The organism is Mesorhizobium sp. f-mel (assembly GCF_053850215.1).
Genome location: NZ_JBSPTO010000024.1, coordinates 31,283 through 45,505 on the forward strand (window position 1 = coordinate 31,283; position 14,223 = coordinate 45,505).

At 62.5% G+C, this 14,223-nt stretch carries 11 protein-coding genes; 7 read left to right on the plus strand and 4 right to left on the minus strand.

Annotation, left to right across the window (positions count from 1 at the left end):
- Positions 1–260 precede the first annotated feature (260 nt).
- From ilvD to ACWUKX_RS23795, 4 genes are all read left to right on the plus strand, one after another.
- On the plus strand, positions 261–2,105 hold the full coding sequence (gene ilvD / locus ACWUKX_RS23780) for a dihydroxy-acid dehydratase (RefSeq protein WP_456009335.1): 1,845 nt from the start codon (positions 261–263) through the stop codon (positions 2,103–2,105).
- Between the two features lie 232 nt (positions 2,106–2,337).
- Entirely contained in the window at positions 2,338–3,630 is a 1,293-nt protein-coding gene (locus tag ACWUKX_RS23785) for an amidohydrolase family protein (protein ID WP_455839910.1), read from the plus strand.
- Positions 3,631–3,742: 112 nt separating this feature from the next.
- Positions 3,743–3,997, plus strand: a complete 255-nt coding sequence (locus tag ACWUKX_RS23790) for a hypothetical protein (protein WP_292183716.1) — start codon at positions 3,743–3,745, stop codon at positions 3,995–3,997.
- A gap of 246 nt (positions 3,998–4,243) precedes the next feature.
- Complete coding sequence (locus ACWUKX_RS23795) at positions 4,244–5,164, plus strand: DMT family transporter (protein WP_456009336.1); 921 nt, start codon at positions 4,244–4,246, stop codon at positions 5,162–5,164.
- Positions 5,165–5,285: 121 nt separating this feature from the next.
- Here the strand turns inward: ACWUKX_RS23795 and ACWUKX_RS23800 are convergent, their stop codons facing one another.
- Complete coding sequence (locus tag ACWUKX_RS23800; RefSeq protein ID WP_456009367.1) at positions 5,286–6,188, minus strand: phosphotransferase; 903 nt, start codon at positions 6,186–6,188, stop codon at positions 5,286–5,288.
- A 158-nt stretch (positions 6,189–6,346) separates the two neighbouring features.
- Here ACWUKX_RS23800 and ACWUKX_RS23805 point away from each other — a divergent pair, with 158 nt between their 5' ends.
- On the plus strand, positions 6,347–6,979 hold the full coding sequence (locus ACWUKX_RS23805; RefSeq protein ID WP_456009337.1) for a class I SAM-dependent DNA methyltransferase: 633 nt from the start codon (positions 6,347–6,349) through the stop codon (positions 6,977–6,979).
- A 263-nt stretch (positions 6,980–7,242) separates the two neighbouring features.
- Here the strand turns inward: ACWUKX_RS23805 and ACWUKX_RS23810 are convergent, their stop codons facing one another.
- The 3 genes from ACWUKX_RS23810 to ACWUKX_RS23820 form a co-directional block, all read right to left on the minus strand.
- Positions 7,243–8,235, minus strand: a complete 993-nt coding sequence (locus tag ACWUKX_RS23810; protein ID WP_455839913.1) for a class I SAM-dependent methyltransferase — start codon at positions 8,233–8,235, stop codon at positions 7,243–7,245.
- Positions 8,236–8,629: 394 nt separating this feature from the next.
- Entirely contained in the window at positions 8,630–11,083 is a 2,454-nt protein-coding gene (locus tag ACWUKX_RS23815) for a GcvT family protein (RefSeq protein WP_456009338.1), read from the minus strand.
- Positions 11,080–11,964, minus strand: a complete 885-nt coding sequence (locus tag ACWUKX_RS23820; protein ID WP_127318217.1) for a phosphotransferase family protein — start codon at positions 11,962–11,964, stop codon at positions 11,080–11,082. Before ACWUKX_RS23820 ends, ACWUKX_RS23815 begins: the two co-directional genes overlap by 4 nt.
- 435 nt (positions 11,965–12,399) lie before the next feature.
- Here ACWUKX_RS23820 and ACWUKX_RS23825 point away from each other — a divergent pair, with 435 nt between their 5' ends.
- On the plus strand, positions 12,400–13,176 hold the full coding sequence (locus ACWUKX_RS23825) for a DeoR/GlpR family DNA-binding transcription regulator (protein WP_065005987.1): 777 nt from the start codon (positions 12,400–12,402) through the stop codon (positions 13,174–13,176).
- A gap of 76 nt (positions 13,177–13,252) precedes the next feature.
- A complete protein-coding gene (locus ACWUKX_RS23830; protein ID WP_065005986.1) occupies positions 13,253–14,179 on the plus strand; it encodes a LysR substrate-binding domain-containing protein in 927 nt (308 codons plus the stop codon).
- The last annotated feature ends 44 nt before the right edge of the window (positions 14,180–14,223 follow it).

The following is a 14,223-nucleotide window of genomic DNA, read 5'->3' on the forward strand; positions in this document are numbered from 1 at the left end:
CGGGCTGGTTTTTGTTGTCACTCGTAAAACGGCCGGCTGGCGATTGATGCCCGTCCGCGCCGTCTGCCCAAGGACGCTCGGGCAAAACATGATCCGACAGCACCTCTGACTTTTTTACTGCCTGGGCCGGCTTACCGTCTTGGCTCAAGAACGCGGCGCATCGCAAAACCGTGGCCAGACCAGACCGCGGCGTATATAACGCCGCTCAATTCCGGTTTTCCGCGCCTGTCCGGGCGCGGCGCAGACAGCAAGGACAGTCTATGCCCGCCTATCGCTCCCGCACCACCACCCATGGCCGCAACATGGCCGGCGCCCGCGGCCTGTGGCGCGCCACCGGTATGAAGGATTCCGATTTCGGCAAGCCGATCATCGCGGTGGTCAATTCCTTCACCCAGTTCGTGCCGGGCCACGTCCATCTCAAGGATATCGGCCAGCTGGTCGCCCGCGAGATCGAAAAGGCCGGCGGCGTCGCCAAGGAGTTCAACACCATCGCTGTCGACGACGGCATCGCCATGGGTCATGACGGCATGCTCTATTCGCTGCCGTCGCGCGAGCTCATCGCCGACTCGGTCGAGTACATGGTCAATGCCCACTGTGCCGACGCGATGGTCTGCATCTCCAATTGCGACAAGATCACGCCGGGCATGCTGATGGCGTCGCTGCGTCTCAACATCCCGACCGTCTTCGTCTCCGGCGGCCCGATGGAAGCCGGCAAGGTGGTGCTCGCCGGCAAGGCGCAGGCGCTCGATCTGGTCGACGCCATGGTCGCGGCTGCTGATGACAAGGTCTCCGACGCGGACGTCAAGACCATCGAGCGCTCGGCCTGCCCGACCTGCGGCTCCTGCTCAGGCATGTTCACCGCCAATTCGATGAACTGCCTGACCGAGGCGCTCGGGCTTTCGCTGCCCGGCAACGGCTCGACGCTGGCCACCCATGCCGACCGCAAGCGGCTGTTCGTCGAGGCCGGCCATCTGATCGTCGATCTCGCCCAGCGCTACTACGAGCAGGACGACGACACCGCGCTGCCGCGCAGCATCGCCTCGAAAGGTGCCTTCGAGAATGCCATGACGCTCGACATCGCCATGGGCGGCTCGACCAACACCGTGCTGCACATCCTGGCTGCCGCGCATGAAGGCGAGATCGATTTTGATCAGGACGACATTGACGCACTGTCACGCAAGGTGCCGGTGTTATGCAAGGTTGCCCCCGCCAAGGCGGATGTGCACATGGAAGACGTCCACCGCGCCGGCGGCATCATGGCGATCCTCGGTCAGCTCGATAACGCCGGACTGATCAACCGCGACCTGCCGACCGTACATACGCGAACGCTCGGCGAAGCGCTCGACCATTGGGATATCTCGCGCACGTCAAGCCAGAATGTCCGCGACTTCTTTCTGGCGGCCCCGGGCGGCGTGCCGACGCAGGTCGCCTTCAGCCAGGATCGCCGCTGGGACGAACTCGATCTCGACCGGGAGAAGGGTGTCATCCGCTCGGCCCAATATCCTTTTTCAAAGGACGGTGGCCTGGCCGTGCTGAAGGGCAACCTTGCGCTGGACGGCTGCATCGTGAAGACCGCGGGCGTCGATGAATCGATCCTGAAATTCACCGGCCCGGCCAGGGTGTTCGAAAGCCAGGACGCCAGCGTCAAGGCGATCCTGTCCAACGAGGTCAAGGCCGGCGATGTCGTCGTCATCCGCTACGAAGGGCCACGCGGCGGCCCCGGCATGCAGGAAATGCTATACCCGACCAGCTATTTGAAATCGAAGGGCCTCGGCAAAGCTTGCGCGCTGGTCACCGACGGCCGCTTTTCCGGCGGCACCTCGGGCCTGTCGATCGGCCATGCCTCTCCCGAGGCGGCGGAAGGCGGGCTGATCGGGCTGGTGCATGAGGGCGACACGATCGAGATCGATATCCCGAACCGCACCATCCGGCTTGCCGTCGACGATGCCGAACTGGCCGCCCGCCGCGCAGCGATGGAGGCCAAGGGAGCTGCCGCCTGGAAACCAGAGGAAAAGCGCAAGCGCAAGGTGACGATGGCTTTGCGCGCCTATGCATCAATGGCGACCAGTGCTGCCAAGGGTGCGGTAAGGTATGTGCCGGAATAGGTTCGCTTTTCCTTCTCCCCCTTGTGGGAGAAGGTGGATTGGCGCGTAGCGCCAAGACGGTTGAGGGGTGCTGGACGGAGTGCCGTCGGTGCCAAGCTGGAACACCCCTCATCCGGCCGCTTCGCGGCCACCTTCTCCCACAAGGGGAGAAGGAAGAACCGCGCCTGGAGGGTCCGCCTTGCGGCAGCACGCTGCACGGAAAGAAACGGCTTTTTGAACGAGGTGGCTTCAGATGGATTTCGACCTTATCGTCCGCGGTGGCATGCTGCCCAACGGCACGATCGCCGATATCGGCATCGTCGGCGAGACGATCGCGGCCATCGAGCCCGAGCTGAACGTTACCGCAGGCACGGCGATCGACGCCCATGGCAATCTGGTCTCGCCGCCTTTCGTCGATCCGCATTTTCACATGGACGCCACGCTCTCGCTGGGCATCCCGCGCATCAACGCGTCGGGCACACTGCTGGAAGGCATTTCGCTGTGGGGCGAACTGAAGCCGCTGTTGACGCACGAAGCGGTGCGCGAGCGCGCGCTCGCCTATTGCGACTGGGCTGTCACCATGGGCCTGCTCGCCATCCGCACCCATGTCGATGTCTGCGATACCAGGCTGCTGGCGGTCGAAGCCCTGCTCGATGTGAAGAAAACGGTCGCGCCCTATATCGACCTGCAACTGGTCGCCTTCCCGCAGGACGGGTTTTATCGCTCGCCGACGGCGCGCGATAACACCATCCGCGCGCTCGACATGGGGGTCGATATCGTCGGCGGCATTCCGCACTTTGAGCGCACCATGGCCGACGGCACGCGTTCGGTGACGGAACTGTGCGAAATCGCGGCAGAACGCGGCCTCATGGTCGACCTGCATTGCGACGAGACCGACGATCCGCTGTCGCGCCATATCGAACAACTGGCCTATGAGACGCAACGCCTCGGCCTGCAGGGCAGGGTCGCCGGCTCGCATCTCACTTCGATGCACTCGATGGACAATTACTATGTCTCGAAGCTGTTGCCGCTGATCGCCGAGGCAGGCGTCTCGGCGATCCCCAATCCGCTGATCAACATCATGCTGCAGGGCCGGCACGACACATTCCCCAAACGCCGCGGCCTGACGCGGGTTAAGGAAATGCTTGCCCACGGCATCCGCGTCGGCTGGGGCCAGGATTGCGTGCTTGACCCCTGGTATTCGCTAGGCACCGCCGACATGCTCGACGTCGCCTTCATGGGCCTTCACGTCGCCCAGATGTCGAGCCCGGCCGACATGGCGCGCTGCTTCGACATGGTCACCAACGTCAACGCCGCCATCATGGGCCTCGACCATCTCGGCCTGGCGGTCGGCAAGCGCGCCAGTCTCGTCGTCCTCGATGCCGGCGACCCGGTCGAGGCCTTGCGCCTGCGTCCCGAGCGCCTCTGCGTCATCGCCAGGGGCAAGGTGGTGGCCGAGCGGGCCAGGCAGGAAACTCGGCTTTCGATTGCGGGACGGCCGGAAACGGTGAACCGGAGGCATCGCCCGCCACTTCATGTCCAATAATTGGCAGGCCCAATAAGACGTTGGACCTGCATCAGGCCGCGCATCGATCAGATTGATAGGTCCTGACCGCAAGTCTACAATCAACCTCCAGTTTTATGTCGAGGAGGCCATCATGTGGTACAAGACGGCTACGGTGGTCGCGTTGGCGGCGACCTGTGCAGGCTGCATGACGGCCGAAGACCGTCGTGCCGCGGACGAGGCGAAATGCCGGTCCTACGGCTTCGTCAGAAAAAATGATGCCTTCGCCGAATGTCTGCAGCGCATCGATCTGGCGCGCCGCGCTGAGCTGAGAAGTGCGTCGGTTTTCGATCCCTGGGACCGGCCGGTGATCTATCGTCCGGTCATCATTCGGTCACGGCCAAAGTAGGCCGTTCAAGCGGCGATCTAGAGCATCGCACCCAAAAGTGGGTACCGGGTTTTGGGAAAATTCGATGCTCCAATAAAAAGATGGAGCGGCGGTACGATTCGATTTGAAAGTCCGCCGCCCTAGTGTAGGCCCAGCCGATTTCCGGCTCTGGTCCGGCCGGGGTTTCCGATTTCCGCTCGTCAAAGCGGCTGCTTGCGTCTACGACGCTGCTTACCGAGCTTTCATGCGGGAGGAAGCGACATCGGCATGGCACAGCCACCAGCCCAGAATTCGACGATCAGGAATGTGCTTTTGGCCGGCATTCCGCTGATGCTGGCCGGCGATTTCCTGTTTGCGTTGAACGATGCGATGGGCAAATGGCTGGTCACCAGCTTTTCCGTCGGCCAGGTCGTGCTGATCCGTTCCATCGGCGCGTTTTTCGTGCTCGGCCCGATGATCGCGCGTCAAAGTGCGGCCAATCTGTTCCGCATGGAGCGCCTGGAACTGCAGGTCTTGCGCGTCGTCATGACCACGCTTGACACGGCGCTGTTCTATGCCGCCGTCGTCTACCTGCCGCTCGCCGACGTCATGAGCTTCTACATGGCCGGACCGATCTACGTGGCGGCGCTGTCGCACCTGTTGCTCGGTGAAAAGGTCGGCTGGCGCCGCTGGATGGCGATCCTGGTCGGCTTCTGCGGCGTGCTGATCATGCTCAAACCGTCCTCGGCCGCGTTTTCGCTGTCGTCGACCTTCGCGCTGGCCGGAAGCATTTCATTCGCCTTCGCCATCATCCTCAACCGGCGGTTGCGTGGCACCAGCGACACCTCGTTGGTTACCTGGCAAACCATCGGCACGCTGCTGGTCGGCGGGTTTCTCACCATCGGCAACTGGCAGACGCCGTCCTCGCTCGATTTCGGCGCCATGCTGCTTCTTGGCATCGTCTCCTGCGGCGCGCATCTGATGATCACCAGGGCGCTGAAGCTGGCGCCGGCGTCGACGCTGGCGCCGTTGCATTACAGCCTGCTGCTGTGGGCCGTGATCTTCGGGCTGGCCTTCTTCGGCGACATGCCCGGTCCGCGCATCCTGATCGGCTCGGCCATCATCGTACTGGCCGGCCTGTTCATCTTCCATCGCCAGAAGGTGGTGGACACTGTGCCGCCGGAAAACGTGCCGAAAGGCGTCAACTAATGCATGTCGCCCAAAAGTGCGCAGCGGTTTTGGGGCAACGACATGCATAAAAACAAGGACTTAAAGCACACCGCGTGAATCCCATCACGTGGCGTGCTTTAAGGTTCCAGATTTCTGGCGCCTAACCCGCGCGCACCGCCGTCAGATGCCTTGAGAAATCGGCCGTCTCCATTAGTGCTCTGCAGCGTGAAAAGCGATCGTCGGCATAGGCGCGGAAATCGTCGGCCGGATTGCTGTTGGCAAGCTGGATCAGCCCCCACAGCGTCCACAAGAGATCGCACATCGCCTTGTAGATGACGACGCGGCCCCGCTCCGCCGGCGTCGGCTCGCCACCGAAATAGGCGTGCATCATCTCTTCCTCCTGCGCGATGTCGAATTGTCCTTCGACGCTGAGGTCGCCGAGATCCCAGAGCGGATCGTTCATTCCGGAATATTCCCAATCGACGATCCACATCCTGTCGCCCGTATCAAGGAAGTTTTCGCACAGCGGATCGCAGTGGCAGGCGACAAGAGGCAGCGGATGCGCGGCAAGCGCCGAGCGCACGGTTTCCGCCTCGCGTACCACGTCGTGATAGCCGGCGGGCAGGGCAACGGCCTTGGTCGACAGCACCTTCAGGTAGTCGTCGATCATCGCAAACAGCTCGAAGCGGAAGGGAAACACCGCGCCGGATGTGTGCAGCATGCGAAAGGCCTTGCCAGCGCGCGCCGGACTGCCCGTCCGCGTCTTGAATTTTTCCGGCGACATCGTCTCGGCGCCGGCGATGAAGCGCGTCACCATCACACCTGTTTCGCCGTCGACATGCAGCAACTCGGGGCTGACGCCGGCCTTGGCGGCTTCCCGCGCCGCCACCGCCTCGTTGGCGCGATTGATATACTCCTCGGTGCCTTTGCCGGGAATCCGCAGGCAGACATCTCCAGCCCTGAAGACGAGGTTGGTGAGGCCGCCAAGCCGCTCCAAGGGTCCCTCGTAACCGGCCAGCCCCGGAATGACTGCAAGCGCCGCACGTGCTTCCTCGTCCACCATCGCTTCCGCCCTCTTTGCGTCTTTATTTGTGGCCACGACGGTTCCACAAATTTCGCCGTTTGGCTATCATCGGCGGCATGCGATTCACTCCAGCGCCGCACGGTCCTATCGGACGCGGAAGGACGCTGCTGCACTTTGATTTTGCGGACGGGACTGCGATGGCGGACAGGAAAAATGAAGGCGCGCTCGCCGCGGCCTATGCAGCGAAGCGGCCTGAAGAAGTGGCGGCGCTCTACGACCGCTGGTCCGACACCTACGACGCCGACATGTCGGCGGCCGGTTATCGCCATCCGACCATCTGCCTCGCCCTGCTTGCCCGCCACTTGCCGCGCGGCGCGGCACCGCTCCTCGATGCCGGTGCCGGCACCGGGCTCATCGGCGAGTGGCTGAAGATCGCGGGCTATCCGCAGGTCGAGGCACTCGACATCTCGGCGGGCATGCTGGCCAAAGCGGAGCGCAAGGGCGTCTATTCGGCGCTTCACTGCCTGGCGCTCGGCGGCCCGCTGCCTTTCGCCGATAATGCCTATGCCGGGATCATATCGGCCGGCGTCTTCACCTCGGGCCATGTCGGCGCCGAGGGGCTCGACGAACTGATCCGCATTTGCCGGCCGGGCGGGATAATCGTGCTGACGGTCAAGAAAACGCTGTGGGACGCCGGTTTTGCCGCGCGGATCGCCGACCTCGATGCGAAGGGCGTCGTCACACGTGCCGAGGAGACGTCGCCCTATGTCTCCATGCCGGGCGAGGCGGACACCGTGCCGAGCCGCGGCCTCGTTCTGCGCGTGAACTGATCATTCTTCCATTCCCCTCGTTAAGGTTCCCGTGCGCTCGATGTCACCAAAAGTGATACTGCTGGCGAAGCCAATTTGGCCGCGGCTAGACAATTGACAGCCCGAGTTTACAAGCAACATGTTGCCCCCGAACTGGGCTTATTTCCGACTTCGCCAGCAGTATCAAAAGTGCCCAAGAGCCGACCTCCTTTACGCCTCCGGGGAAGTCAGGCGGCTTGCAGCCGTCGGTGAAGGTGCGTCAACGCCGGCGTCTGTCCGACATTTCATTGGATTATCCTCCTCAGCACTGCCTTCACAGGGCCGGGCAGGAACCTGCTCAATCGCGACCGCAGACCTCTCGACCTTCTGCGCACTCCGGTAATGCACGGGAGCTGCTCGATATACTCTGGCCTTTCGGGGCGATCGATCTCGGGCGATGCGTCCGTAATGGGCGAGGAGAGCAGTGGCTGACTCCGCCCTTTGATAGCAACCAGGGTGATGCGATCCCTCCAGACGACATGCCTGTCCCCTTCTGCAGCCAGCGGCCATTTGGGATTATGATACTCGTAGGGGTTCAAGCACTCGTAGACGGACGTGAAGCCCACGTGTCGGAGTAGGTTGCAGAGCGATGCACGCGTGAAGAGGAAGGCCTTCGGGTTGTCGAGCGAGTTCCAGAGCGCTGCCAGCTTCTCCTCGGAGGTCGCATCAGTATCGTGTTCCTTGCTATACCTGCCCCAGTAGGTCTTCCCCTTCCAAGTGTACGACGCTTCGTCGCTGAGGCTGATATGGGTATCGATGATTGATATTTTTCCGCAAACCTTCGAGATTCTCTCCACGAAGTCCATGACATCCGGAGTATCCAAGTGGTAAAGGATCCCCAAACATAGAACAACATCGAAACGACCATGGCGCTCCTCGTCGAGGTTGCGCACGTCATTTAGGGCGAGTTCGAGGTTGTCCAGGGAGAGTACCTCCTTAGCGAAGTGCACCTTCTCAAGGTTCGCCTCCCGACCCTCGATGGCGAGCACGTCGGCCCCATGGAGCGCGAACTCGATCCCGTATTGCCCCTCGAGACACGCCAGGTCCAGAACGCGAAGCTTCTCCAACGGCTTCCCCGCAAGATCTGCAGCGATCTGCACGAAGCGCCTCAATCGGGCGTCCCAGTGCGGCTCATCGAACGTGTCAATTTGATCGGCCAGATGGATGGAACCTGCCGTCCAGGGGCCGAACCTTTCGATAATCTTCTGCTTTTTCTCCTTGATTTCGTTTATTTGCATATTGTGCCCTCGTCATAGAAAAACAGTCTCGAATGTGTAGAATCCAGGTGAAACGCTAGACAAGTTTCAGGAAAAGTGAATAGCGTTTTATCTCAGTAACCCTAGAGCGGTTCTCGATCTGACGTACGGACTCAAGCTCGGTGCTTATAGGCGCCGGTTTTGCCGCGCGGTCGCCGACCTCGAGACGAAGCGCGTCGTCACGCGTGCCGAGGAGACGTCGCCCTATGTCTCCATGCCGGGCGAGGCGGACACCGTGCCGAGCCGCGGCCTCGTTCTGCGCGTGAGCTGGTCTAAAGCGCGTCGCATTTGAACGGATTCATGCGACGCGCTTTAGGTTCTTGTTTTTATGCGTGTCGTTATCGCAAAACCGCTGCGCACTTTTGCGCGACATGCATTAGGCTCTGATTCTTGCTCCCGCCGGATCGTAAAGCGGCTCGAGATGGATTTTTGCCGGCGTCCGCTCCATCGCCACCACCAGCTCGTAGTCGCCGGAGGCGAGGAAATCGTCGCTGACGCCATCGGCGTTGCGCACATAGCCGTAGCCGATGTTCTTGCCGACCGTGTAGCCATAGCCGCCGCTGGTCAGGTAGCCGACCGGCTCGCTGTTGCGCAGGATCGTTTCGCGCCCGAGCAGCACGATCTCGCAATCTTCGACCGTGAAGCCGGCAAAGCGTTTTTTCAGCGCAGCGCCGCTGATCTTTTCCAGCGCCCGCCGTCCGAGAAAATCGGTATTCTTGCGAAGCTTCACCGCCCAGCCGAGGCCGGCCTCCTGCGGCGTGTCATTGGGCGTGATGTCGGAGCCCCAGGCGCGGTAGCCTTTTTCCAACCGCAGCGATTCCAGCGCCCGGTAGCCGACCGGGCGAATGCCGTGCTTCTCGCCCGCCGCCATCAGCGCGTCGAAGATTTCGCCCGTCGCCGCGATCGGCACATGCAGCTCCCAGCCGAGCTCGCCGACATAGGTGACGCGCAGCGCCCGAACTGTGTGGCCGGCGATGGAGATTTCCCGCACATGTCCGAACGGGAAAGCGGTGTTCGACACGTCCGCATCGGTCACCGCAGCCAGCACGTCGCGGGCGCGCGGTCCCATCAGCGAAAGCGTGCCGAAATCCTCGGTGACATCGGTGAGCGTCACGTCGAGCTCGCTGCCGACATGGTCGCCGATCCACGAGAAATCATGCGTCCTAAAACCGGTGCCGGTGACGACGTAGAATCGTTCTTCGCCGAGCCGCGCCACGGTCAAGTCGGCCTCGATACCGCCGCGCGTGTTGAGAAGCTGCGTGTAGGTGAGCCGGCCGACCGGCTTGGCGACGTCGTTGGCGCAGATCCAGTCGAGCGCCTTCAGCGCATCCGCACCGGTCATTTCGTATTTGGCGAAGGACGACTGGTCGAAAATACCGACGTTCTCGCGCACGTGCCGGTGCTCGTCGCCGACCGGCGCAAACCAGTTTTGCCGGCCCATCGAATAGATGTCCTTCGGCTCGACGCCTTCGGGCGCAAACCAGTTCGGCCGCTCCCAACCGAGTTTGGAGCCGAACACGGCGCGGTGCTTTTGCAGCCGTTCATAGAGCGGCGACACGATCCGCGGCCGGCCCGTGACATACTCCTCATGCGGGAAACCGATCGTGTAGTGCTTGCCATAGGCTTCCAGCGTGCGGTCGCGGACCCATTGCCGGTCGCGGTGCAGGTCGGAAAAGCGTCTGATATCGACCACCCACAGGTCGAGTGGCGCCTCGCCGTCGACCACCCATTGCGCCAGCACCCAGCCGGCGCCGCCGCCCGCCGCGATGCCGAAGGCGTTGAAGCCGGCGCCGACGAACATGTTGGCGCATTCGGGCGCCACGCCGAGAATGAAATTGCCGTCCGGCGTAAAACTCTCCGGCCCGTTGATCATCTGCTTGACGCCGACGGTTTCGAGCGCCGGAACCCGCGCGATCGCTTGGTTCATATGCTGCTCGAAATGATCGTAATCGTCGTCGAACAGCCGGAACGCCCAGTCATCAGGGACATCGTCGCCGGGAAGACCGGTCGTCCAGGCTTGCGGGTTCGGCTCATAGCCGCCCATCACCAGCCCGCCGACCTCCTCCTTGAAATAAATGCGGCGGTCGGGGTCGCGGATCGTCGGCGCATCGCTCGCCAACCCGTCTATTCTTTCGGTGACGATGTACTGGTGCTTCACCGGCTGCAGCGGCACGTTGATGCCGGCAAGGGCGCCTACCTGCCGCGCCCATTGTCCGGCACAGTTCACCACCTTGCCGCAGGCGATATCCCCCTTGTTGGTCTTTACCGCGGTGATGCGGCCATCCTTCATGTCGAAGCCGGTAACGCGGACATCCTCGAACAGTCTGGCGCCATGCATGCGCGCGCCTTTGGCCAGCGATTGCGTGATGTCGGAAGGGCTTGCCTGCCCGTCGGTCGGCAGCCAGCTGGCGCCGACGAGATCGCCGGCCTCCAGCAGCGGCCACATTGTCTTGACCTCGGCCGGTGACAGCAACTGCATATCCATGCCGAAGCTTTTCGCCGTCGTCGCCAGCCTCTTATACTCGATCCAGCGGTCGGCATTGATAGCGAGCCTGAGGCACCCGGTCATCTTCCAGCCGGTGGCCAGCCCGGTTTCGGCTTCCAGCCCCTTGTAGAGATCGACCGAATATTTGAGCACGCGGGTGATAGAGGCCGAAGACCGCAACTGGCCGACCAGCCCCGCCGCATGCCATGTGGACCCCGAAGTGAGTTTGCCCTGTTCCAAAAGCACGACATCGGCCTTGTGGTCACGCGCCAGATGATAGGCCGTTGAACAGCCGATGATGCCGCCGCCGATGACGACGATCTCGGCGTGAGCGGGCAATGTCATGATTTCTGTCCGTATTTCGTTCGGTAGTTTTCCAGCGCGGCATCGAGCCGCGTCAGGTTTTCGTCGGTATAGGCAACGTAGTCGATGCCGGGCGCGTCGAGATAAAGTTCGGAAACCATGCTCCACATCGCCTCGCGCAGCAGCGATGCGCATTGCATGGCCGCATGCGAGCGGCGGATCGCCTCGTCCGGCTCCTTCATGAAATAGGCAGTCAGGAAGGCGAAGGACTCCTCGTCGTTCATGCTGGCGTTCGAGGCGACGCCGGCGAGGTCGAACATCGCCGTGTTGAAGCCGGCATATTCAAAGTCGATCAGCCACAGTCTATGGCCGTCGTCGAGAATATTAGCCGGCAAGAGATCGTTGTGGCCAAAGACGATCGGCAGCAGTTTCTGCGCCCGTTCGAGTTCGTCCGCTAGCGTCAGCAGCCGCGGCAACTCGCTTCGCATGCGGCTGCCGGCTTCCTCCAGCGTGCGCGCATAGTCGCGGATGACATGGAACACCCAGAACATGAAGCCGGCGCCGGAGACATGATTGGGCATCTCTCGATGGAAGCCGCGCATCAGGGCGGCGACGCGGCCGATATTGGCGCGTACGTCTTCCGCGACATAGGTCTTGGCGCCGAGAAATTCCGTCACCAAGATCCCGGGCTCGGAATGGTGGACCGCAGGCGCGAAGCCGGCGGCGTGCGCCGCGCGCGCGGTCATCACCTCGCGCTCGCGAAAGACGTGGTGGAATGGAAAGTCCTGGCCAAAGCGCACGACATGCCGCCCAGCTGCGTCCTTGACCAGATAGTTGGCGTTGCTCAGGCCGCCCGGCAGCGGCGCGATCTCGATGCTGCCGGTCCAGCAGGGCAGGGCGCGGATGCGGTCTTCGGCGGTCACAGGTTCATCCCTCGTTGGGCGGGGTTCAAGACGCCACGGGCGAGACAAAGATGGCGGCCGGCAGGAGGGAGCAATGCGAAAATCTCGTCGGTGCGGGATGCCAGGATCGGTATCCCGCACCGCACCGACGAGTCCCTGTGCCGGGTTCTTCGACACCGGCATCCGCCCCCGCGGATTCGAAACAGTCCTTTTCCCTTACGTCAGACGATTTTCCAGACGTTCGGGCAGGCGAAATTTGGTGCGGCTCTGCCATCGTTCTCCCGTGGCAGTTCCGAGCCTGTCACGAGCCAGTGTCACGCCATGTGATCCGGCCTGTCAACGAAAACTTGTGGCTTTTTTTGTCTTCTTGCCCGAATCCTTTAGGATTCCTTATGAACTGTGGCCGATTTGCCTTAGAACCGGTCAGCAGCGCAACAACCCGATTGGGCGAACCCGATGATCCATTCCAAGCGGCATGGCGAAATCCTGCGTCTCCTGCAGGAAGAGGGCACCGTCACCATCGCCAGCCTGGCCGACCGGCTGGGCGTCTCGCTGGAGACCGTGCGCCGCGACGTCAAGCCGCTGACCACTGACGGTTCGATCCTGAAGATGCATGGCGCCGTCGGCCTGCCGTCGATGGCCGGCGAGGCGCCATTCGAGCGGCGCATGCGCGAGAATGCCGATGCCAAGCGCGCCATTGCCCGCATGGTTGCCGCAACCATCCGCGACGGCGAATCGATCATGCTCGACACCGGCACCACCACATCTTTCCTAGCCCGCGAGCTGCTCGGCCACCGGCGGTTGACGGTGGTCACCAACTCTTCGGATATCGCCCGCACGCTGGCCACCGTCAACGGCAACAAGGTCTATATGGCCGGCGGCGAACTGCGCAGCGATTCGGGCGCCGCCTTCGGCGTCTCGGCCATCGAATTCGTCAGCCGCTTTTCCGTCAGCCATGCGGTGATCTCCACCGGTGCGGTCGATGCCGTCACGGGCGTGATGGACTATGATCTGGAAGAGGCGGAATTCGCCCGCATGGTGCTGTCGCGCGGCCAGCGCTCGCTCGTCATCACTGACCACACCAAGTTCGGCCGCCAGGGCCTCGTCCAGGTCTGCGGCCTCGACGGTTTTTCCGAACTCGTCACCGATCGGCCGCCGCCGCGCGCCATCGCCTCCGCCCTTGGGCAAGCGGGCGCACGGCTCAGCATTGCCGGTGACGATAGCGGGACCTGACCTGGCCAGAGCAGTAAAGCGGTGAGCCTGAGATCGGCGGCTTTTCTTCCTTGCTGTCCCGGTGTTTAGTTCGGCGATGGCCTTCACAATCCGCCAATTGCAATTCTTCATCGCCGTCGCCGAGCAAGGCACGGTGTCGGGTGCTGCGCAGAATCTGTCCATCTCGCAATCATCGGTCACCGAGGCGATCAAGGAGCTCGAAGGCGATCTCGGCGTCGAACTGTTCGAGCGCCATCCGCGCGGCCTGAACATCACCCACAAGGGCCATCAGTTCCTGCGCCACGCGACAAAGATACTTGCCGACGTTTCCGACGCGCGCCGCGCCTTCTTCGGCGAGCAAGCGGCGGCGGGCGGCCGGCTGCAACTCGGTGTCACTTCGCTGGTCGCCGGCTATGTGCTGTCGGACCTTCTCGCCCGCTATCGCCGCGCCTATCCGGGCGTTGAGATTTCGGCCATCGAGGACAATGGCGATTACCTCGAACATCTGCTGATCGGCGGCAAGCTCGACATCGCCGTCATGGTCACCTCGAACCTGCGCGACCGCACCGCCCTGCAGTCCGAAATTCTCGAAGTCTCGGCCTATCGGCTATGGCTGCCGCTTGGCCATCCGCTGTCCGGCGCCGACATCATCGGCATTGGCGATATCGCCTCGGAGCCGCTGATCATGCTGACCGTCGACGAGATCGAGGAGAATACCGGAAAACTGCTGGCGGCGATCGGTGCCAAGCCGCACGTCGCCTTCCGCACCCGCTCGGTCGAAGCGGTGCGCAGCCTAGTCGCTACCGGCGCCGGCGTGGCGCTGCTGCCCGACCTCGTCTACCGGCCATGGTCGCTCGAAGGCGACCGCATCGAATCGCGCGATATTTCGGGCTCCTTGCCGGTTGTTCAGGTCGGCACGGTCTGGCGGCGCGGCTCCGGCCTGCCCCAGGCCGCGCGCGACTTCATCGGGCTTGCACAGTCGCAGCGGATGGTCCGTCAGCGGCCGGAGAAGATTGGTCGTTAATCTATCGGAAAAATCGATATCGCCATTCTGATAAATGAATTTGC